The organism is Geomonas anaerohicana (genome assembly GCF_016458305.1).
Taxonomy (GTDB): Bacteria; Desulfobacterota; Desulfuromonadia; order Geobacterales; family Geobacteraceae; genus Geomonas; species Geomonas anaerohicana.
In genome coordinates this window covers 18,449-40,732 of the sequence record NZ_JAEMHL010000018.1, presented here as the reverse complement: position 1 = coordinate 40,732, position 22,284 = coordinate 18,449, and the positions used below count along the sequence as shown (strand labels likewise).

The 22,284-nt window shown below is 63.6% G+C and carries 17 protein-coding genes; 11 read left to right on the top strand and 6 right to left on the bottom strand.

Translation table 11 applies throughout. From position 1 onward, the window contains the following. Window positions 1–114: 114 nt before the first annotated feature. The 4 genes from dnaK to hemW form a co-directional block, all read right to left on the bottom strand. Window positions 115–2,034 carry a molecular chaperone DnaK gene (dnaK, locus tag JFN91_RS20395; protein WP_199390990.1) on the bottom strand — a complete coding sequence of 640 codons (1,920 nt, stop codon included), beginning with the start codon at window positions 2,032–2,034 and terminating at the stop codon, window positions 115–117. A 167-nt stretch (window positions 2,035–2,201) separates the two neighbouring features. Beyond that, window positions 2,202–2,759: a nucleotide exchange factor GrpE gene (grpE, locus tag JFN91_RS20390; protein WP_199390989.1), complete on the bottom strand. Its 558-nt coding sequence runs from the start codon at window positions 2,757–2,759 to the stop codon at window positions 2,202–2,204. A gap of 25 nt (window positions 2,760–2,784) precedes the next feature. Continuing rightward, on the bottom strand, window positions 2,785–3,819 hold the full coding sequence (gene hrcA / locus JFN91_RS20385; protein WP_199390988.1) for a heat-inducible transcriptional repressor HrcA: 1,035 nt from the start codon (window positions 3,817–3,819) through the stop codon (window positions 2,785–2,787). A gap of 114 nt (window positions 3,820–3,933) precedes the next feature. Further along, on the bottom strand, window positions 3,934–5,079 hold the full coding sequence (gene hemW, locus JFN91_RS20380) for a radical SAM family heme chaperone HemW (RefSeq protein ID WP_199390987.1): 1,146 nt from the start codon (window positions 5,077–5,079) through the stop codon (window positions 3,934–3,936). 196 nt (window positions 5,080–5,275) lie between these two features. Here hemW and JFN91_RS20375 point away from each other — a divergent pair, with 196 nt between their 5' ends. From JFN91_RS20375 to JFN91_RS20340, 8 genes are all read left to right on the top strand, one after another. Then, window positions 5,276–6,055, top strand: coding sequence for a carbon-nitrogen family hydrolase (locus JFN91_RS20375; RefSeq protein WP_199390986.1), 780 nt, complete (start codon window positions 5,276–5,278; stop codon window positions 6,053–6,055). 231 nt (window positions 6,056–6,286) lie between these two features. After that, window positions 6,287–6,961 carry a protein TolQ gene (gene tolQ, locus JFN91_RS20370; protein ID WP_199390985.1) on the top strand — a complete coding sequence of 225 codons (675 nt, stop codon included), beginning with the start codon at window positions 6,287–6,289 and terminating at the stop codon, window positions 6,959–6,961. Between the two features lie 3 nt (window positions 6,962–6,964). Then, entirely contained in the window at window positions 6,965–7,384 is a 420-nt protein-coding gene (gene tolR / locus JFN91_RS20365) for a protein TolR (protein WP_199390984.1), read from the top strand. After that, complete coding sequence (locus JFN91_RS20360) at window positions 7,381–8,139, top strand: energy transducer TonB (RefSeq protein ID WP_199390983.1); 759 nt, start codon at window positions 7,381–7,383, stop codon at window positions 8,137–8,139. The genes tolR and JFN91_RS20360 overlap by 4 nt, the downstream gene beginning before the upstream one ends. Window positions 8,140–8,142: 3 nt before the next feature. Then, window positions 8,143–9,360, top strand: coding sequence for a Tol-Pal system beta propeller repeat protein TolB (tolB, locus tag JFN91_RS20355; protein WP_407932202.1), 1,218 nt, complete (start codon window positions 8,143–8,145; stop codon window positions 9,358–9,360). Window positions 9,361–9,477: 117 nt separating this feature from the next. Further along, a complete protein-coding gene (gene pal / locus JFN91_RS20350; RefSeq protein WP_199390981.1) occupies window positions 9,478–10,068 on the top strand; it encodes a peptidoglycan-associated lipoprotein Pal in 591 nt (196 codons plus the stop codon). Window positions 10,069–10,139: 71 nt separating this feature from the next. Further along, a complete protein-coding gene (gene ybgF, locus JFN91_RS20345) occupies window positions 10,140–10,991 on the top strand; it encodes a tol-pal system protein YbgF (RefSeq protein ID WP_199390980.1) in 852 nt (283 codons plus the stop codon). Between the two features lie 97 nt (window positions 10,992–11,088). After that, window positions 11,089–11,271 carry a hypothetical protein gene (locus JFN91_RS20340; protein WP_183350453.1) on the top strand — a complete coding sequence of 61 codons (183 nt, stop codon included), beginning with the start codon at window positions 11,089–11,091 and terminating at the stop codon, window positions 11,269–11,271. A gap of 61 nt (window positions 11,272–11,332) precedes the next feature. Here JFN91_RS20340 and JFN91_RS20335 read toward each other — a convergent pair whose 3' ends face one another. Then, on the bottom strand, window positions 11,333–11,752 hold the full coding sequence (locus JFN91_RS20335; protein WP_199390979.1) for a hypothetical protein: 420 nt from the start codon (window positions 11,750–11,752) through the stop codon (window positions 11,333–11,335). Between the two features lie 141 nt (window positions 11,753–11,893). Continuing rightward, window positions 11,894–12,238 carry a Sec-independent protein translocase protein TatB gene (gene tatB / locus JFN91_RS20330; RefSeq protein ID WP_199390978.1) on the bottom strand — a complete coding sequence of 115 codons (345 nt, stop codon included), beginning with the start codon at window positions 12,236–12,238 and terminating at the stop codon, window positions 11,894–11,896. 201 nt (window positions 12,239–12,439) lie between these two features. Here tatB and nadA point away from each other — a divergent pair, with 201 nt between their 5' ends. The 3 genes from nadA (at window position 12,440) to JFN91_RS22345 (ending at window position 22,098) form a co-directional block, all read left to right on the top strand. Next, window positions 12,440–13,354 (top strand): quinolinate synthase NadA, encoded by a 915-nt coding sequence (gene nadA, locus JFN91_RS20325; RefSeq protein ID WP_199390977.1) that lies wholly within the window; start codon window positions 12,440–12,442, stop codon window positions 13,352–13,354. Between the two features lie 64 nt (window positions 13,355–13,418). Next, window positions 13,419–13,982 carry a gamma carbonic anhydrase family protein gene (locus JFN91_RS20320; RefSeq protein ID WP_199390976.1) on the top strand — a complete coding sequence of 188 codons (564 nt, stop codon included), beginning with the start codon at window positions 13,419–13,421 and terminating at the stop codon, window positions 13,980–13,982. A gap of 361 nt (window positions 13,983–14,343) precedes the next feature. Then, the gene (locus JFN91_RS22345; protein ID WP_199390975.1) at window positions 14,344–22,098 is read left to right on the top strand and encodes a CARDB domain-containing protein; all 7,755 of its coding nucleotides are present in this window, start codon (window positions 14,344–14,346) and stop codon (window positions 22,096–22,098) included. Window positions 22,099–22,284: the final 186 nt, after the last annotated feature.

Genomic DNA, 22,284 nt, shown 5'->3' with positions numbered 1-22,284 from the left:
CCTCGTAACACAAAGAGCAGCGTCCCATCTAATGAGACGCTGCCCGTTGCGGTTGTCATTTTCTACATGCAGCGCCATCTTCCACTAAAGCGGCACCGCTTTGCAACCTTTTACTTACTTCTTGTCGTCCTTCACTTCCTCGAAGTCGGCGTCGACCACCTTCTCGCCCTTGGCCGCCCCGCCGGCTTCCGGCTCGGCGTGCTGCTCGGCACCCTCGGCGCCGGCGGCCTGTGCCTTGGCGTAGACCGCCTCGGCCAGCTTGTGCGACGCCTGCATCAGGGTCTCGCTCGCCTTCTTGATCTCGTCGGCATCGGTCCCTTCCAGGGCCTTCTTCAAACCGGCGATCCCTTCCTCGATCTTCTGCTTCTCGGCAGCGTCGATCTTGTCGCCGAACTCGCCCAGGGACTTCTCGGTGGAGTAGATCAGGTTGTCGCCCTGGTTCTTCGCCTCGATCAGCTCGCGCTTTTTCTTGTCCTCGGCGGCATGCGCCTCGGCGTCGCGCACCATCTTCTCGACTTCCTCCTTGGAGAGGCCGGAGGAGGCGGTGATGCGGATGGACTGCTCCTTGCCTGTGCCCAGGTCCTTCGCGGAGACGTGGACGATGCCGTTGGCGTCGATGTCGAAGGTGACCTCGATCTGCGGCACCCCGCGCGGTGCGGCCGGGATCCCGGAGAGCTCGAAGTTGCCCAGGGTCTTGTTGTCGGAGGCCATCTCGCGCTCGCCCTGCAGGACGTGGATGGAAACCGCCGGCTGGTTGTCGGCCGCGGTGGAGAATACCTGCGATTTACGGCACGGGATGGTGGAGTTCTTGTCGATCAGCTTGGTCATCACGCCGCCCAGGGTCTCGATGCCCAGGGAGAGCGGGGTGACGTCGAGGAGCAGCACGTCTTTGACGTCGCCGCGCAGAACGCCGCCCTGGATGGCTGCGCCGATGGCGACCACCTCGTCCGGGTTGACGCCGCGGTTGGGGACCTTGCCGAAGATGTCCTGCACCTTCTTCTGCACGATCGGCATGCGGGTCATGCCGCCCACCAGGATGACCTCGTCGATGTCGGAAGCGGAGAGGCCTGCGTCACGGAGTGCGGTACGGCAGGGGCCTTCCAGCTTGGCGATCAGGTCGGCGCAGATGGACTCGAGCTTGGCGCGGGACAGCTTCATGGTCAGGTGCTTCGGACCGGACGCGTCGGCGGTGATGAACGGCAGGTTGATGTCGGTCTCAAGCGAGGTGGAGAGCTCGCATTTCGCCTTCTCGCCCGCCTCTTTCAGCCTCTGCAGCGCCATCTTGTCGCCCCTGAGGTCGATGCCCTGGTCCTTTTTGAACTCGTCGGCGATGTAGTCGATGATCTTCTGGTCGAAGTCCTCGCCGCCCAGGAAGGTGTCGCCGTTGGTGGACTTCACCTCGAAGACCCCTTCGCCCAGTTCCAGGATGGAGACGTCGAAGGTGCCGCCGCCCAGGTCGAACACGGCAATCTTCTCGTCCTTCTTCTTGTCCAGGCCGTAGGCAAGCGCCGCCGCGGTCGGCTCGTTGATGATGCGCAGGACGTTGAGGCCCGCGATCTTGCCGGCGTCCTTGGTGGCCTGGCGCTGGGAGTCGTCGAAATACGCCGGAACGGTGATGACCGCGTCGGTGACGGTCTCACCGAGGTAGTCCTCGGCGGTCTTCTTCATCTTCATCAGCACCATCGCCGAAATCTCCGGCGGGGAATATTTCTGACCGCGCACCTCGACCCACGCGTCGGCGTTATCGGCCTTCACGATCTTGAACGGGGAGATGGCGATGTCCTTCTTGACCGCCTCGGTATCGTACTTGCGCCCGATCAGGCGCTTGATGGCGTACAGGGTGTTCTCGGGGTTGGTGACCGCCTGGCGCTTGGCCTGCTGGCCCACCAGCCGCTCGCCGTTCTCGGCGAATGCGATCATGGAAGGGGTGGTGCGGCTTCCCTCTGCGTTCGCTATGACAACCGGCTCCCCACCTTCCATCACTGCCACGCAGGAGTTGGTGGTCCCGAGGTCTATTCCTATTACTCTACTCATGTGATTGCCTCCTCATATGGTAACTGTCACTCTGCAACCTAGTCATGCCCCCGGTAAAAAACAAGGGGCGGGGGGAAAAAAACTTCAGGGGCTAGGGACTGGGGGCTAGGGGCTGGCAAAACCAACGTCTTTACTAGCCCCTAGCCCCTCATCCCTAGTCCCTGCTTTTACGGCTTAACGGCCACCGTGACCATGGCGGGGCGGAGCAGCCGGTCGTTCAGCATGTATCCCTTCTGGAACACGTTCACGATGGTGTTGGGCTCCTGCTCCTCGCTGGGCACCTGGGTCATCGCCTGGTGAAACGCGGGATCGAACGGGGTTCCGGCCGGGGTCTCCACCGGGGTGACGCCGAACTTCTTCAGGGTGGAAAGGAGCATGGTCAGGGTGAGTTTCACCCCCTCGATGATGGGATCGTCCGCGCTGGCGTGATCGATGGCGCGCTCCAGGTTGTCAACCGAGGGGAGCAGTTCCATGATGATCTGCTCGTTACCGTACTTCAGGATCTCTTCCTTCTCCTTCTGCACCCGCTTGCGGTAGTTCTCCAGGTCGGCGCGCTCGCGCAGGTACTTGTCCCAGTTGCCCGCGGACTCCAGCCCTTTGGCGGCCAGCGCCTCTTCCAGTTCCTTGATCCGATCCGCATCCGACAGCGGCTGCGCCAGTTCTACATGGTCCTGCGCCGCCTCCGCCTTGTCGTGCTGGTGCGCATCGTGTTTTTTCTTGTCCATCCCTTTATCGTCTCCTTTTCTCGCGCTACTCGGTGTCGAGCAGGCGGCTGATCAATTTCGCTGTGTAATCTACAATCGGTATCACCCGGCCGTAGCCCATCCGGGTGGGGCCGATTACCCCGAGCACCCCGACCGTGTCCTTCCCGGTGAGGTAGGTGGAGGTGACCAGGCTCATCCCCTCCATCTTGAGCAGGGGCGACTCGGACCCGATGAAGATCTGCACCCCTTCGGCCTGCATGGAGCGGTCCAGCAGGTCCAGAAGGAGGCTCTTCTTCTCGAAGGCCCGGAATATCTCACGCATCTTGGCGGCGTCGGCGAACTCCGGCTGTTCCAGGATGTTCGCCTGCCCTTCCAAAAAGATCTCGGTGCTGTCGGTCCTGATGGTCTGCTCCGAAAGCGCGATCGCCTTCGCCATCAGCGAATCGTAGCGCACCTTCTCGCTCTGCATCTCGGCCAGGAGCCGCTCGCGCACCTGGGCCAGGGTGAGTCCCTGCAGCATCCCGTTCAGGTAATTGGCCATGCGAACCAGGTCTTCCTGCGGGATCTCCTCCTCGGTTTCCAGGAGCCGGTTCTGCACTGTGCCATTCTGCGACACCAGGATGGCCAGGATGCGGTGGCTGGACAGCTTGACGAATTCCATCTGGTGGAAGACGTTGGCCGCCATGCGCGGCGCCATGACCACCCCCATGTAGCTCGAGGTGGTGGAGAGGAGTCGGCTCGCCTCCTTGAGCATCTCGGCCGGGTCCTTGCCCGCCATGCGGCAGCGCCTGCGGATTTCGTCCCGTTTGCCCGCAGTGAGGTTCTGCTTCGCCTCCAGGATCGAGTTGACGTAGAGGCGGTAGGCCTTGTCGGTGGGGATGCGGCCGGCGGAGGTGTGCGGCGAGGCAAGCAGCCCCATCTCCTCCAGGTCGGACATGACGTTGCGCACCGTGGCCGGCGAAAGCGCCAGCTCGTGGCTGCGCGTGATGGTCCGGCTCCCGACCGGCTCGGCGGTCGCTATGTAATCCTCTATGACCGCTTCGAGGATGCGTTTTCCACGTTCAGAAAGTTGCTCTTCCATAACCTTGGCCCTCAAAAGCTTTTAGCACTCAAAAAGTTCGAGTGCTAAACGAGCTTCAAGTTAGCAACGCACCTGTGCTTTGTCAAGGGGTTCTCTGGCGGGATAATGGCGGATTTACAGAAAGCGGGAAAAGATGCTGTTGGCGATGATTACCGAGCTGTCGGCGAGACGGATGCGCCCCCCGTTGGCGACCAGCAGACCGGCCTGCAGCAGCCGCTCAACCTCCGTCAACTGGCCTGCCAGCGCATCCGCGCCGAAGCGTTCCTCGAGGGGTGCGAGTTCCAGGCCGGTCAGCACCCGAAGCCCGAGGAAAAAGCTCTCGGCCACGGCATCATCGAGGGACAACACCACCTCGTCCCGCTCGGGAAGCAGGCCGGCATTGATGGCGGCGCGATAGCCGTCCAGGTCGGCGGCGTTGTTCCAGCGGCGGCCGAGGCCGTCGGGGTTCCAGAAGGAATGGGCGCCGGAGCCGAAACCGAGGTAGCTTAGCCGGCTCCAGTAGGATTGGTTGTGGCGGGAAAAGCGGCCGGGGAGGCCGAAGTTGGAAATCTCGTAGTGTACGTAACCGGCGCCGGTGAGCACCTCCGTCGTCGCCTCGAACATGCGCGCCGCTTCCTCCTCCCCCGGCAGGACCAGCTCACCGTCCTGGTACAGCCGCTCGAAGGGGGTTCCCTCCTCGATGGAGAGCGCGTAGGCGGAGACGTGCTCCGGAGCGAGCGCGATCCCCTGCCCCAGCGCGGCGCGCCAGCCGTCCAGGCTCTGCCCGGGCAGGGAGTGCATCAGGTCGATGCTGATGTTGTCGAAGCCGGCTCGGCGCGCCTGCTCGAAGGCAGTAAGCGCCTGGGGCACGGTATGCACCCGCCCCAGCGTTTTGAGCAGGCGCTCCTCGAAAGACTGGATCCCCAATGACAGGCGGTTCACCCCCGCCGCCCGGTAACCCGCAAGCCGCTCCGGAGTCAGCGTCCCCGGGTTCGCCTCCAGGGTCACCTCCGCCCCCTCTTCCAGACCGAAACGGAGTGCCGCCTGGTCGACCAGGCGCCCCACCAGCTCCGGCGCCATGAGCGAAGGCGTCCCGCCCCCCAGGTACAGCGTCGGCGCCTGCACCGGCTCGGCGAGGGCCTGCCCGCGCAGCTCCATCTCGCGCAGCAACAGCTCCACGTAGCCGTCCAGCTCGTCGCCGGACCAGGCGGTGGAGTTGAAGTCGCAGTACAGGCATTTCTTGAGGCAGAAGGGAAAATGTATATATAGACCGGCTTGCATGCTCTCGCGCTCCTTTACGCGCCAGATACCGTTCTAGCAGAACCGTTCTCCTCTTGTCACGCAAAAGCGCTGCAACTGCATGAAGACGCTTGAAATCCAGGATTAGGAATATTACACTCCGGGCGCACTCAAACCGAAAACCTCAAATCCCTCACGCAAAGCCGCCAAGGCGCAAAGGGAAAAACCAGGAGGGGACATGCAGAAGAGCATCAAGGCCGCCGCGGTGCAATTCAATATAGCGCTCGGCGACATCGACAAGAACCTGGCATACGTAACGGACAAGCTGCGCCAGCTCGCCAAGGATGGCGTAGAGCTCGCGGTCCTGCCGGAGATGTGGAGCTGCGCGTTCGACTACCGTCAGCTGAACCAGCTGGCCCTGCGCACCCCGGCCCTGGTGCAGCAGATAGTGGCGCTTTCCGGCGAACTCGGCATGGTTATCATCGGCAGCCTCCCGGAGCCGCACGGCGACAAGGTGTACAACACCTCGTACGTAGCCGACCGCGGCAAACTGGCCGGAAGCTACCGCAAAATGCACCTCTTCGGCCTGATGAACGAGGACCGACACCTGGACCGTGGCGATTCGGTCTGCCTGCTCGACACCAGCGTCGGCAAGATCGGCGTCATCATCTGCTACGACCTGCGCTTCCCGGAGCTGACCCGTAGGCTCGCGGTGGACGGAGCCGAGATCATCGTCATCACCGGCGAGTGGCCCAAGCCGCGCGAGGAACACTGGCGCACCCTGATCCGCGCCCGCGCCATCGAGAACCAGCTCTTCGTGGTCGCCACCAACACCTGCGGCATGATCGGCAAGCTCGACTTCTTCGGCTCGTCGCTGATCGTCAATCCGAAGGGAGAACTGCTGGCCGAGGGTGGCTACGAGAACTGCGAGCCCACCGCCATCCTCGACCCCGCCGAGATCACCTCCTGGCGCGCAAGCATCAACTGCTTCCAGGACCGGCGGCCGGAGTGCTATTAAACCACAAGACTCAACGCAAAGGCGCCAAGGCGCGAAGCCGCAAAGAAAAGCGGGACAAGGGCATAAGGCCGTTACAATTTTTACCCTTGGCGTCTTTGCGGCTCTGCGCCTTTGCGTTAATGGTTTAGGGTCCCTGCCTCATGGGCCGCGGCACGTGTTTCCTGTTGACTTCCCCAAGGGTTCAGCATATTTTTCCAGTTTGATTTCCATCTAACCGCGGAGGGTTGCTACGTGGGCATGCTTGCATCGACCGGCCTGGTCGTAAAACTGGTACTTTTGCTGTTGCTCTATTTCTCGGTGGTATCCTGGGGCATCATCTTCTACAAGCTGCTGCAGGTGTACCGCGCCAACAGCGCCTCCGAGCGCTTCCTCGAATTCTTCTGGAAAGCGAAGCGCTTCGACGCCATCAACTCGCAACTGGACCGCTTCGAGCACTCCCCCCTTACCGTCCTGTTCCAGGAGGGATACGGGGAACTGAGGAAACTGCAGGAAAAGGTCGAGGAAAAGGCTGATCCCAACATCGTCAGCACCGACCTGGGCGGCGTCGAGAACATCGCCCGCGCCCTGCGCCGTGCCACCACCATCGAGATCACCCGGTTGGAAAAGTACCTCACCTTCCTGGCCACCACCGGCGCCACCGCTCCGTTCGTCGGCCTCTTCGGCACCGTCTGGGGCATCATGACCGCGTTCGAGAAGATCGGCCAGAGCGGCTCCGCATCCCTGGCCGTAGTCGCCCCGGGCATCGCCGAGGCGCTCATCGCCACCGCGATCGGCCTGGTCGCCGCCATCCCGGCCGTCATGGGCTACAACCACTTCCAGCACAAGATCAAGGTGCTCATCTCGGAGATGGACAGCTTCTCCACCGAATTCCTCAACATCGTACAGCGCAACTTCGCGGGGAGATAAGCCATGGAGTTCGGCAACAGGGATAACGGCGATCGCGGCACCATGTCGCAGATAAACGTCACGCCTCTGGTCGACGTCATGCTGGTGCTCTTGATCATCTTCATGGTCACCGCGCCGATGATGCAGCAGGGGGTCCAGGTCAACCTCCCCAAGGCGGACACCAAGGCACTGGCGCCCAAGGAGGACACCCTTGTGGTCTCCGTGGAGCAGTCCGGCAAGACCTTCATCAACTCGACCGAGATACCGGCCGACCAACTCAAAGACAAACTGACCACCATGCTGGCCGGCCGCGAAAAGCGCGAGGTGTTCCTCAAGGCTGACCAGGCGGTGCCCTACGGCGACGTGGTCCGGGTCATGGCCCAGATCAAGGGAGCCGGCGTGGAGCGCCTGGGCATGGTGACGGAGTCCCCGCAACGCCGATGAAAACCGCGTTCACGCGCAACTACCCGGGGCCGGGGGGGATGCTGGCGCTCTCCCTCGTCTGCCACCTGATCGTGTTCCTGATCATCGCGAACTGGCACTTCCTCCCTGAGTTCCATCGGGACGAAAACCCGGTCACCTACGTTGACATGGTGACGCTACCGGTCGCTGCGCCGCAAAGCGGCATGCCGCAAGCGCCGGCGCCGGCCGAGGCCAAGGCTCCTGCCGCTCCGGCACCCGCCCCCCCGGCGCCTGCCAAGCCGGCCATGGCCCTGCCGACCAAGCCCGCAGCCAAGACGCCGCCTCCGAAATCCCAGGCCAAAACCGAACAGCAGCAAAAGGAGGCCGAAGACAAGGCCTTCAACGAACGGATGGCCAAGCTGCAGCAAAAGGCGGAAGACCGGCGCCAGGCCGCCGTGCTGGATGCCCTCAAGAAGAAGGGAAGCACCCGCACCGGCATGCCCGGCGCCACCGGAAACCAGGCCGGGAGCGACTACTCCTCGTACCTGCAGTCCCGGCTCAGGGACGCCCTCAAACAGGTGATCGCCACCCAGACCAAGGCGCCGCAGGTGATCGCTACCATCACCGTGTCTCCGGACGGCAGCATCGACTACCGCGTGGAAAAGGGGTCGGGGGATCCTTTCTTCGACGAGGCCGTGCAAAGGGCGGTTGCCCTGGCGGGGAAGACTCTGGTGCCGCCGCCCAACCACACACAGTACAAACGCGTGTTCCGCTTCATGCCTGAAGGGGTGAAATAGATGATGAGAATCCTTCTGATACTGCTGTTACTGGTTCTGGGGCCGCAGGGCTTCGCCGCCGAGAGCTACCTCGACGTCACCGCCCCGACCTCCGGCAAGATGAAGCTGGCCGTCGGCCCGACCACGGCCCTCTCCGGCGCCGTTCCCGGCGACGTGGCGCGTGAACTCCCCGAGCTGTTCGGCTTCGACCTCGGCATCGCCGGCCCCTTCGAGATCGCTCCCAGCGAGGGAGCGGGCGCCCTGCTGTTAAAGAGCGCCTACGGCGTGCAGGGGGACACCGCCATCCTCGAGTGCCGCCTGGTGGACCAGGTGCTGAACAAGGAGATCATCGCCAAGCGCTACAGCGGCCGCATCAAAGACCTGCGCCGCATGGGGCACGCCTTCTCCGACGAGGTGCTGCGCGTACTGACCGGCGAGAAGGGCCCCTTCACCGGCAAGATTGCCTACGTATCCAAGGCCTCCGGCAACAAGGAGATCTACATCATGGATTACGACGGGCACAACCCGCAGCGGCTCACCAACAACGGCTCGATCAACCTCTACCCCGACTTCGCCCCCTCCGGCAAGGAGCTCATCTACACCTCCTACAAGAAGGGGAACCCGGACCTGTACCGCCGCGAGCTGTTCACCGGCCAGGAAGCGCGCCTCTCCTCCAGGAGCGGCCTGAACGCCATGGGCGTCTTCTCCCAGGACGGCAACAAGATCGCCCTGGTGCTCTCCAAGGACGGCAACTCGGAGATCTACCAGATGAGCCGTGACGGAAAGGACCTGGTGCGGCTCACCAACAACCACGCCATCGACGTCTCCCCCGCCTGGTCCCCGGACGGCTCAAGGATCGCCTTCGTCTCCGACCGGCTGGGCAAGCCGCAGCTCTTCGTGATGGATGCCAACGGCGGCAACGTCAGACGCCTCACCACCAACGGCGCCTACAACGTCACCCCGCGCTGGTCTCCCAAGGGGGATCGCATCGTCTACTCTCGCAAAGAGGGGGCGTTCCAGATCCACGCCATCAGCCCGGACGGCTCCGGCGACACCCAACTCACCAGCGTGGGGAGCAACGAGCATCCCCGCTACTCCCCCGACGGCCGTTTCATCGTCTTCAGCTCGACCCGCGACGGCGGCGAGGGGCTGTACCTGATGCGCGCTGACGGCAGCGGGCAGACCAGGATCTCGCCGGATCGGGCGCAGAACACCCATCCGACCTGGTCGGTGAACTGGTAAACCGCAAAGCATTACCGTTGCCTAACCCTAAAAAGGTGGGTATACTTTCAGTCGTTTTTTTGCTGGGGGCGCCGGCAGCAGTGGTGCCCATATTCCAAAGATGAAAAGGAGTGGGGAATGCGCAAGAATATCGCCGGATGCCTCGTTGTTCTTTGCATGGGAGCTTTGGTAGCGGGAGGCTGCGCCAAAAAGGATCTGGTCAAACCCGAGGAGAAAGCTCCGTCGGTAACGGCCCCCGCCCCCGAAACAGCTAAACCGGCCCAGGAAACGACCACGCCCAAGGCGCCGGTCACAGAACAGACCCCGGTACGCGAGCCGGTGGTGGCGCAGGAGCCGGTGCGAGAGGCACCCAAGACCGGGACGGGCGACCTGCAGGGGCAGTTGCAGAAGATCTACTTCAACTTCGATTCGTCCGACCTCTCCGAGGACTCACGCAACGTCCTCACCAGGAACGCCGAGTACCTGAGCAAGCAGCCGTCGCTAAAGATCCGCATCGAGGGGAACTGCGACGAGCGCGGTTCGGACGATTACAACATGGCGCTGGGTGAGAGAAGGGCCAAGGCCGCCAAGGATTACCTGGTGAACCTGGGCATCTCCTCCGAGCGCATCAGCATCTTAAGCTACGGCGAAGAGAAACCGGTCGATCCGGGCCACGACGAGGCGGCCTGGGCCAAGAACAGAAGGGACGAATTCGTCGTCGTGAAGTGACGCTTGCTACGCAGCCCAAAGGAGCCTACGGGCTCCTTTTTTTATCGACCGGCCTTAAAGGGGGTTTTGTCATGAGGTTTACGAGGGGGGCGCTGGGAGCGCTGGTTTTGCTCACTTTTTTCGGCTGTGCCAGCCAGAGCGACCTGGAGTCGGTGCGCCGCGACAACGATGAGATCAAGAACCGTCTCTTCACGCTGGACCGGGGCCTGAACGAGGTCCGCGGCGAGGTGAAGGAAGGGGTAGAGAAATCGCTGGCCGGTTACCGGCAGAGCCTGGAGTCGCTGCAGGCGGACATGGCCGGCTACCAGAAGGAGATGGCGTCCATCCGCAAGGGTGGCGCGGACCTGCAGGCGACCCTGGAGAGCGCCAGGGTGGACATGCAGCTTCTGACCGGCAAGGTGGACGACGTCCGCATCCTGGCACAGAAACCGGCCGACGACATTGCCCTTTTGAAGGAAGACCTGAACAAGCGGCTGGCCGCGCTCGAGGCGCGCATGACCAAGCTGGAGAAGGGGATCGAGGAGCAGCAGGCCAAGGCGCAAGCGGCGCTCAAGTCCCCCGAGCAGCTCTACCAGCAGGGCCAGGACGCCCTGAAGGCAGGACAGGGGGCGAAGGCCCGCGAGTTCTTCGCCAGTTTCCTGGTGCAGTACCCCAAGCACAACCTGGCTGCCAACGCCCAGTACTGGATCGGCGAGAGCTACTACCAGGAGAAGAACTACGAGCAGGCGGTGCTGGAGTTCCAGGAAGTCATCAAGAACTACCCGGACAAGGAGAAGGCGCCGGCAGCCATGCTGAAGCAGGGCATGGCCTTCAGGGAACTGGGAGACAACAAGAGCGCCGCCTACATCCTGAAGAAGCTGGTGGATGAGCACCCTAAAACGGAAGAGGCGAAGATCGCCAGAGACAAGTTCAAGATCAAGTAGCGAAAGCTAAGCACTGATATTACCGAAAGGCCCTCCTGCCAGAGCGGGAGGGCCTTCCCGTTTGCGGCTGCGGCGGCAACGGAAAAAGGAGAGCACCATGTTCCTCGCCAGAGACAAGAACAACGACCTGTACCTTTTCGACAAGCTCCCGGTTAAGGGTAACGAATGCTGGTGGGCTGAGACGGGGGTGGACGGGACCTACCTCAAGCTGGACAAGTCACTCTACCCCGAGATTACCTGGGAGAGCGATCCCGTCCCGGCCGATTTGATCTTGAAATAGGTGTGCATGCGGCGGGATGCCGCTGGGGACGTAGGGGCGAATGATCATTCGCCCGCCTTACCTACATGGGACGGAAATCAGGCTTGATGTTCTCCGGGGTGTACGTCTGGGCCACGGCCCACCCCTTGCCCGGCACCAGTCTCGGTTCCAGGCGGCAGGCGATGTAGCCGATCAGGTTGACCGGTTCGGGGAGGTCCGAGGCGATGGTGACCACCCGAAAGCCGACGAACTCGCCCTCCTCCGGGTAGCCCGGCGCCCCCTTCAGGGTGCAGCTCCAAAGTTGCAGTGCCCGTTCCGGGGTGGCAAGGCTGATCAGGAAGGTGCGCTCGCCGTCGCGGTTCAGCCCCCCCGACTCCTGGACCAGTGCCGGCACCAGCCCGCCGATGAGCGGCGTGTAGCCGATGGAGCAGGCGTGGGCAAAGGCGGCGGCGCTGTCGGGGAACTGCAGTTCCTCTTTGTTTTTCCTGAACCAGTTGAACATGGCGTCACCTGTACCCGCCCAAGGCGGCCCCATAAGGGGACAGGCACCTTGCGGAGCCAGTCCCCCTCTCGATAGCAGCGTAGAGGTAAGAAAAAAGGCGGGATGACCCCGCCTTTTTTGCGTCCGGATGTTTGGCGAAACCTAGGCCTTCTTCTCCGCTTCCACGGTGGCGGCAGTGGCCGCGGCGGCCGGCACCGGCTCGGCGGCAGCGGTCGTCCCCTCGACCTTGGCCTTGAGCTCTTCCGCTTCGCGCACCTTCTCCTCCTCGGCCTTCTTCTTGGCCTCGGCCAGCTTCGCCAGGTGCTCCTTCTCTTCTTCGGTCCTGCTGTCGGCCTCGATGGTCTGCTTGAAGTCATCGGTGGCTTTCTTGAACTCTGCCAACCCCTTCCCCAGCGACTTCGCCAGGTCCGGCAGCTTCTGCGGGCCGATGACGATGAGCGCTATGACCAATATGATGACCAGTTCAGGCATCCCGATTCCGAACATACTATCTACCTCGCTTGGTGTGCGTTCAAACACGCGTTTGTCATACAAAAATTGTAAAAAATAATAGAGGTTTTACCGTCGGGTGTCAAGCTTGCAAAGGTAGGACCTTAATTGGTTTGACATGATCCCGAACATTGTCTACTATCGGTCCTGTTTACCATATATTTCAAATGAGAAAGACAGATTTTGGTGGTGACAAACATGACGCAGGATTCTTTAAAAGCCGATATTAAAGCGCTGCTCAAGGAGCGCAAAGCAGTGCTCCTGGCGCACAACTACATGCGCGACGAAGTTCAGGAGATCGCTGACATAACCGGGGACTCGCTGGCTCTTTCCATTGAAGCAGCCAAGACTGACGCCGAAGTGATCGTCTTCTGCGGCGTCCATTTCATGGCCGAATCGGCCTCTATCCTGGCGCCGGAAAAGACCGTGCTGCTTCCCCGTCTCGACGCCGGTTGTCCCATGGCCGACATGGTCTCGGCCGAGGAGTTGAAGCAGCTGAAGGCGAAGCTTCCCGGCGTGCCTGTGGTGACCTACGTGAACTCCTCCGCCGCGGTCAAGGCCGAGAGCGACATCTGCTGCACCTCGGCCAACGCCCTCAAGGTGGTCCAGTCCATGAGCGAGCAGGAGATCATCTTCGCCCCGGACAAGAACCTGGGGAGCTACGTGGCCCGCTTCACCGACAAGAAGTTCCATCTCTGGGAAGGGTACTGCCCGACCCACGAGCGGTTGCGTCCCGAAGTGGTCAAGGAACTGAAAGAGCAGAACCCGGGAGCTCCCTTCGTCTGCCACCCGGAGTGCAACCCGGCCGTGGTGGCGCTGGCCGACCACGTCTGCTCCACCACCGGCATGTACGACTACTGCAGGAAAAGCGACGCCAAGCGCTTCATCATCGGCACCGAGGCGGGCATCCTCTGGAGGCTCAAGCGCGAGAACCCGGACAAGGAGTTCATCCTCGCCTCCCCGGCCCTCATCTGTCCCAACATGAAGCTCACTTCCCTGGAAGACGTGCACGAGGCGCTCTCCAGCATGACCCCGGTGGTCAAGGTCCCGGAAGAGGTCCGCATCCCGGCCAAGCGCGCCCTGGACCGGATGCTCGCCATTCCGCGGGATTAAAAGCAGGGGCTGGGGACTGGGGACTAGGGGCTGGTAGAACCTTTCTTTCCCAAGGAGCACCGTAATGATCCGATCGTTCAAAGGCATGAAACCCAAGATCGCCCCGTCCGCCTTCGTAGCGGAAGGGGCCGTCGTCATCGGCGACGTGACCATCGGCAAGGAAGCGAGCATCTGGTACAACTGCGTGGTGCGCGGCGACGTGAACTCGATCAGCATCGGGGATAGGACCAACATCCAGGACCTCTCCATGCTGCACGTGACCCACAAAAAGCACGCCGAAGATCCCGGTGCTCCGCTCGTCATCGGCAATGACGTCACCGTGGGACACAGCGTCACCCTGCACGGCTGCACCATCGAGGACGGCGCCTTCATCGGCATGCAGGCCATGATCATGGACAAGGCGGTGGTCGGCAAGGGGGCCCTGGTCGGCGCCCGCGCCCTGGTCACCGAAGGGACCGTGATCCCCCCCGGCACCCTCTGGGTCGGGGCACCCGCCAAGTACAAGCGGGACCTGACCGAAAACGAGATCGCCTGGCTGGGACGCTCGGCCGGGAACTACGTCCGCTACTCCAGGGAGTTCCTGGAAGACGAGGCCACCTTGGCGCAGGACCTCAGCAACGTCCCGTAGCATCGCCCCTGGCGGCCGCAACACCTGTCGGGCCGGCTCATCGAGCCGGCCTTTTTCATTTGCCGCCAACGGCGCCAAGGCGCTATATGGCGGAACAAACCTCGGTCATTTGACCGGCTTCAGCAAAATACTCTCATCCTCTCCACGCCACGCCCCCGCCAAAACGCCCACTGTAGGCGTCTACAGAAAATTTCCCCATTTTTCCCCTGGTCGCACAGTATTTGCACAATCTAATCGGCCATTTATCCGGCACCAGGGGGACAGGCACCTAGCGGAGCCAGTCCCCTACACGGTCGGCACATAGCCGCGCCCGCGCCCACGCGCGGAGAACTTCTGCGTTCATTCCACTGCGAGGTCTGAAATGACGAAAATGAACCGATGTCTGCTGTACCTGCTCTCCTTGCTCATGCTGCTATCCCTCACCCCTCCGGTGCAGGCGGCGCCCGGCGCCCCCGGCGCCCCCGACACCAGCCCGCCGGGGGGACAACACCATCCCAAACAGCGCGATGACGCCGTCATCGTCAAGTTCAAGCCGGGCGTGACAGCCAAAGGGAAGGAGAAGCTGCACCAACGCCACGGCACCTCGGCCGCCAAGGACTTCCCCCGCCTGAACATGCAGGTGGTCAAGCTGAAAAAGGGGATGACCGTGGAGGAAACCCTGGCAACGCTCAAGGGCGATCCGGACCTCGAGTACGCCGAGCCAGACTACGTCATCCAGCCGAGCGCGCTGCCCAACGACGCTTACTGGCGCAGCGGCATGCTGTGGGGGCTGCAGAGAATCAACGCCCCGGCCGCCTGGGACATCACTACCGGCTCCAGCGACACCGTGGTTGCCGTCCTCGACACCGGCATCGACTACAACCATCCTGACCTGGCCGCCAACGTCTGGACCAACCCCGGCATCGACGCGGGCTACGTCGGGGACCTGCACGGCATCGACACCTACAACCACGACTCGGACCCCAACGACGACGAATACCACGGCACCCACGTCTCCGGCATCATCGGCGCAGTGTCCGACAGCAGCGGGGTGGTGGGCGTCAACTGGAACGTCAAGATCCTCGCCTGCAAGTTCATGGGCTTTCCCAAACCCCCTCTCGACCCTTTGCTTGACCCCTTAGGCAGCGGCTATATCGCCGGGGGGTACAATTCCGGCGCCATCGAGTGCCTCAACTACGTCAAGACACTGAAAGACCGCGGCGTGAACATCGTCGCCACCAACAACAGTTGGGGGAGCTGGTACTACTCCCAGGCGATCGCCGACGCCATCGCCGCCCAGCCCGATATTCTCTTCGTCGCGGCAGCCGGCAACAACAGCAGCGACAACGACAAATCGCCCTACTACCCTGCCAGCTACACCCACTCCAACATCATCTCGGTGGCGGCTTCCGCACAGTCCGCAACCGCCCCCTATGACGACATCCAGACTTACTGGACCAACTACAGCCGCAATTCGATCCATATCGCCGCCCCTGGCGAAGGGATCGTGAGCACCGTACCATACACGTCCAATTACAACGGCGGTTACGAGCGCGGTTACGGAATCGACACCGGCACCTCGATGGCGGCCCCGCACGTTACCGGCTTGGCGGCCCTGCTGGCCTCGACCGGCAAGGACTGGAAACAGACCAGGAACCTCATCCTTTCCGGCGGCGATGCCGTTCCCGCACTGGCGGACATCACCATCACCGGCAGGCGTATCAACGCCTACAACTCGCTGACCTGCACCGACCGGCCGCTCTTCGCGCTGATGAACCAGCCGCGCTCCGTGACACCCGGCGTACCGGTCACTCTCACCGCCATCAGCATCAACTGCGGTTCCGCCGTGGGCCCGGTCATCGCCACCGTCCCCGGAGGCGGCACCATCGAATTGCTGGACAACGGCGTCGCACCCGATGAGGCCGCCGGCGACGGCATCTTCAGCGCCACCTGGACCCCGGCCTCGGACAGCGGCCTGGTCAGCGTCGCCTACCCCGGCGGCAGCACGTCAGTGCAGTATCCGGCGATAGCGCTTGGCACTGCTTCGGCAGACCTCCCGCTCAGCAGTGTCGGCCACACCGTGTCCGGCAAGGTCCCGCTCCGGTTCGCTATGCACCTGGCGGCGTCGGGGGGCCTCGCCCCCTATACCTGGTCCATCACCTCCGGCACCCTCCCCGCCGGCCTTACCCTCAACCCCGCCACCGGCGACATCACCGGGGTTCCGACGCAGGCCGACGACACCAGCATCACGGTGCGTGTCACCGACAGCGCCGGCTATTACGACACCGGCAACTGGCATATCATACTCACCAAAGACGAGGCCGCAGGCTGGCCTTACATCCTCCCCGATCCCCCCGCGGGGCGCGCCGACGGGGCCTCGTCACCGGTATTTGCCGATCTCGACGGCGACGGCAAGCAGGAGATGATCGTCAGCATGTGGAACTCGCTGCTCGTTTTCAATAACAGCGCCGGTTCCACCAATCGCTACTACTTCCCGGCGGGCACCACGGTCTCCACCGCGGCAGTGAGCGACCTGTACAGAGACGGCAGCAACAAGATCATCGTCAGCGTAGGCTCCCCCGCCCAGACCGGCGCCATCTACGCCTTCGACAAGAACCTGCAGTTGCTGAGCGGCTTCCCCGCCGGCAAGTTCAACACCACGTCCGGCACGCCCGGATCCTGCAGTGCCCCGGTCATCGCCGACCTGAACAGTGACGGCAACAAGACCATTACCGTCGACTGCTCCCCCGACGACCCGGCCGACCCCAACTTCGGCAAGTCCATCCTCGTTACCGTTACCCCGCAGGGGACCATGTTGCCGGGGTGGCCGATAGTGAACGGCCCCGCCGTGGGCGCCAGGGCGACTACCGAGCAGATGCCGGTAGTGGGCGACCTGTTGGGCGACGGCAAGAAGGAAGTGGTATCCATCACCAGCGACGGCATGCTGCATGCCTGGTCCAAGGAAGGGACCCAGGTGAAGCAGTGGCAGGCCGCCGCCAACCTGGGCGACTGGGCCAGCGCCAAGACCAGGGTCTGGACCCCGGTCCTTGCCGACGTGAACGGCGACAACGCCCTCGAGGTACTGGTCAAGCAGAACTACTTTGCCGACGCCACCACCCAGGCACACCGCATCTCGGTATTCGACAAAAACGGTACCCTGCTGCCGGGGTGGCCGCTGCTGTTCCCCGTTCCGGTCGCGGAGGGGGGTATCATCGCCGCCGACCTGACCAAGGACGCCGTACCCGAAATCATCACCAACATCAGCTCCACGCCGGCCAGCTACCAGTGGCAGGCCTTCAAGGGTGACGGCACGGTAGTTTCCGGCTGGAGCCAGGTCGCCGAGAACAGCGCCGTCCAGAAGAAGGCGCTCCCCATCACCGGCGGCTACGGCGGCAACCCGTATCCCGACGTCTTCTATGCCACCAGCGACACCGACGCCTTTCTCCAGGGGTACAGCGCCTCCGGCACCACCCTGGCCAGCTATCCTGAAATCGTGGCACTGGACACCTTCGTCGCCAGCTCCCCGGCCATGGGTGACTTCGACGGCGACGGCAAGCTCGAAATCGCCGTCAAGGCTGCGGACGGCAGCGTGCACCTCTGGAAGTCCGGGCAGTATCTCTCTCCGTTCAGCCACCAGTGGACCATGTTCGCCCACGACCTGGAGCACACCGGTTCGCTGCCGGTCCTCGATCCCTCGCAGCTCCCGAGCAGCGACCTCGTGGTGACCGCAGTCAGCGGCAGCATCACCGGTGGGAAACTGAACTATTCGGTAACGGTCACCAATAACGGGACCATCACCGCCGGTACCTCCTACACCGGCATCTACCTCTCCACCGACAACGTCGCCTCCAAGAGCGACACCCTGATAGCGCGCGTCTCCACCATCTCCATCCCTGCGGGGGTGAGCGTCACCATCACCAGCAGCGCCGCCATCCCCACCTCGCTGGCGGGGGGCAGCTACTACATCGCCGCCCTCGCCGACGACACGGGCATCGTCACCGAGCGGGAGGAGGCCAACAACGGGGCCACCGGCGAGCAGCTGCTCCTGAACAACGACCTCACCATCAGCGCGCTCTCCGGCACCCTTTCCGCCGGGGTCCTCTCCTACTCGGTCACCGTCAACAACAACGGCAACGGCAACGCCAGCGCCCCGGTCGCCCTTTACTTCTCCGATGATGCCAACGCGGAGACCACCGACCACCTGATCACGACCTTGAGCGCCACCACCATCCCGGGCGGGACCGGCAAGACCTTCACCGGCAGCGTCGCCGTACCGGGCAATACCCCCGCCGGCACCTTCTACCTGGTCGCACTGGCCGACCCGGCCAACATCGTGGCGGAGGACAACGAGGCCAACAACGGGGCCGCGGCCGAGCAATTCGTCATCGGCAACGACCTGCAGGTCACCGACGCCTCCGCGAGCATCTCCGGCGGCAAACTCACCTACTCGGTCACGGTGATGAACGCGGGCAACATCAACGCGTCCGCCACCAGCACCGGCCTGTACCTGAGACGCTTCACCTTCATGGATCCGGGCGACCTCCTGGTCACAAAGCTCAGCACGGCGCAGATCGCCCCCGGTGCGCAGGCGGTGCTTAGCGGCACCATCACCATCCCCGCCTCGGCGCCCACCGGGGCCGTCTACTTCGCCGCCACGGCCGACCTGGCCGGGCAGCTCAGCGAGAGCGACGAAGGGAACAACTCGCTCTTAGGCAACCAGCTCCTCTTGAACAACGACCTTGCCGTCACCGCGGTCTCCGGGACCCTCACCGGCGGCGTACTCACCTATACCGTCACCGTGGAAAACAGGGGCAACGCCAACCCCAACGTCCCGGTCAGCATCTACTTCTCCGCCGACGGCAACGCGACCACCTCCGATTACCTGGTGACCCAGCCCCCGGTGACCCAGATCCCCGGCGGGACCAGCAAGGTCATCACCGGTAGCGCCACCGTGCCGGGGAGCGTCCCCGCCGGCACCTTCTACCTCGCGGCGCTGGCGGACCCGGCCAACCTCGTTGCCGAGGACGACGAGAGCAACAACGGCGGCGTCGGTCCGCAGTTCATCATCGGCAGCGACCTCAGGGTCACCGCCGTCACCGGCAGCATCTCCGGCGGCAGGCTGAGCTACTCGGTCACCGTCAGAAACGACGGCGTCACCACCGCCGCGGCCTCCAACACCGGCCTCTACCTCTCCAGCGACGACGTCGCCGCCACCACCGATTACCTGGTGACCAGGCTTGCCACGGGGCAGCTCGCGGCAGGCGCCGAGGTGGTGCTCTCCGGCAGCGTTGCGCTGGCGGCATCGACCCCGACGGGCGCCTTCTACCTGGCCGCCTTCGCCGACATGGCCGGCGTCGTCACCGAGGCCAACGAGGACAACAACGGGGCCACGGGGAACCAGCTCTCCGTCAACAGCGACATCACCGTGAGCAACGTGTCGGGAACCCTCTCCGGGGGCGTGCTCACCTACTCGGTCACCGTCAACAACAGCGGCAACGCCAACCCCAGCGTCCCCGTCAGCCTCTACTTCTCCACCGACGGCAGCGTGACCACCTCCGACTATCTGGTCACCCAGTTGACCGCGACCTCCCTGCCCGGTGGCACCAGCAAAACCATCACCGGCAGCGTCACCATCCCGACCACCGTCCCGGCAGGGACCTTCTACCTCGGGGCGCTGGCCGACCCGGCCAACGTGGTCGCCGAGACCAATGAAGACAACAACGGCAGCGTCGGGCCGCAGTTCACCATCGGCAGCGATCTCCTGGTGACCGCCGTCTCCGGGAGCATCTCCGGCGGCCGTCTCAACTACTCGGTCACGGTCAGGAACAGCGGGGACATTGCTTCCGCCTCCTCCAATACCGGCATCTACCTCTCCGCTGACGCCACTGCCACCACCTCCGACTTCCTGGTGCTGAAGTTGAGCACCGCATCGCTTGCGGCCGGCGCCGAGGTGGTGCTCTCCGGCAGCTTCGCGCTCCCCTCCGCCACCCCCACCGGAAGCTACTACCTGGCAGCCGTCGCCGACATGGCGGGTGTGGTCACCGAAAGCAACGAAGCCAACAACGGCGCGGTAGGCACCCAGGTCACGGTCAACAACGACATCACCGTCAGCGCCGTCTCCGGCACCCTCACCGCCGGCGTATTGAGCTACACCGTAACCGTCAGCAACAGCGGCAACGCCAACCCGACCGTGCCGGTCAGCCTCTACTTCTCCACCGACGGCAGCGTGACCACCTCCGATTACCCGATCACCCAACTGAACGGGATCTCGCTCCCCGGCGGCAGCAGCAAGACCATAACCGGCAGCGTCACCATCCCTTCCACCGTCCCGGCGGGCACCTTCTATCTCGGGGCCCTGGCCGACCCGGCCAACACGGTCACCGAGGACAACGAGACCAACAACGGCGCCGTCGGGCCGCAGTTCACCATCGGCAGCGACCTCCAGGTTACCGCTGTCTCCGGCAGCGTTTCCGGCGGCAGGCTCACCTACTCGGTCACCGTCAAGAACACCGGCGAGATCTCGGCCGCCTCCTCCAGTACCGGCATCTACCTCTCCGCGGACACCAGCGCCACCACCGCTGACTACCTGGTGCTGAAGGTGAGCACCCTGTCCCTGCCCTCCGGTGCCGAGACCGTGCTTACCGGGAGTTTCTCGCTTGCCTCCAGCACCCCGACCGGCAACTTCTACGTCGCGGCGGTCGCCGACATGGCGGCCGTGGTCGCCGAAAGCAACGAAGCGAACAACGGCGCCGTGGGCAACCAGGTCGTGGTAAACAACGACCTCACCGTCACCGCCGTCTCCGGGACCATGAGTAACGGCGTCCTCACCTACTCCGTCACGGTCAACAACGGCGGCAACGCCAATCCCAACGTCCCCGTCAACCTCTACTTCTCAGCCGACGGTAGCGTGACCACCTCCGATTACCTGGTCACCCAGCTGACCCAGGCCCAGATCGCCGGCGGGACCAGCAAGACCTTCACCGGCAGCGTCACCGTGCCGGGGAGCATCCCCGCAGGGACCTTCTACCTCGGCGCACTGGCCGACCCGGCCAACATCGTCTCCGAGGACAACGAAAGCAACAACGGCGCGGTCGGCCCGCAGTTCACCATCGGCAGCGATCTCCAGGTGATGGCGGTAACCGGCAGCATCTCGGGCGGCAGGCTGAGCTACTCGGTGACCGTCAAGAATGCCGGCAGCATCACCGCCGCCTCTTCCAACACCGGCCTGTACCTCTCCACCGACGCCACCGCCTCCACCTCCGATTACCTGGTGGTGAAGCTCAGCACCCCGTCGCTGGGGGCAGGCGCCCAGACCGTCCTGACCGGCAGCGTCTCCCTGGCCTCCTCCACTCCGGCAGGGAGCTTCTACCTGGCGGCGGTTGCCGACATGGCAGGAGTGGTGACCGAGAGCGACGAAAGCAACAACGGCGCCACCGGCAGCGAGGTACAGGTAAGAAACGACCTCACCGTCACCGCAGTCTCCGGAAGCCTTACCAACGGCGTGCTCAGCTACTCCGTCACGGTGAACAACAGCGGCAACGGCAACCCCAACGTCCCGGTCACCATCTACTTCTCCGCCGACGGGACAGCAGCCACCTCCGACTATGCGGTCACCGTCGTGACCCCGGCCGCCGTGCCGGGCGGCACCAGCAAGACCTTCACCGGCACGGCCACCGTGCCGTCCTCCATCCCGGCCGGGACCTACTACCTGGCCGCCATCGCCGACCCGGCCAACGTGGTCGCCGAAGACAACGACGCCAACAACGGCGCCGTCGGGGCTCAATTCACCATCGGCAGCGACCTCCAGGTGACCGCGGTCACCGGGAGCATCTCGGCCGGGAGACTCACCTACTCGGTGACCGTCAAGAACGCCGGCAACACCTACTCCGGTTCTTCCTACACCGGCATCTACCTTAGCCGGTTGGTCTTCGTCGGTTCCGGCGACTACCTGGTGACCAAGGTCAGCACCACCCAGATCGCCCCGGGCGGCCAGGTCGTCCTGACCGGGTCCGCCACCATCCCGTCCACGGTGCCGACCGGGGACTTCATGGTGTCCGGCATTGCCGACGTCAACTTCCAGTTAGTGGAGAGCGACGAAGGGAACAACCAGCTCTTCGGCAACCAAGTAACCCGCTAACGCCGCAAGGTTCCTCCACGGTCCCCCCTCCCCTTGCGGGAGGGGGTTAGGGGTGGGGGAGCTGACTATCATTGCCACTGGCTTGCGGCTTAACCCGCCCCCCTGCCCCCTCCCGTCCAGGGAGGGGGCAACTTTTTGCGAACGTACCCCCCGGTTCCCCTCCGAATCTAACCACGATCCTCTGGA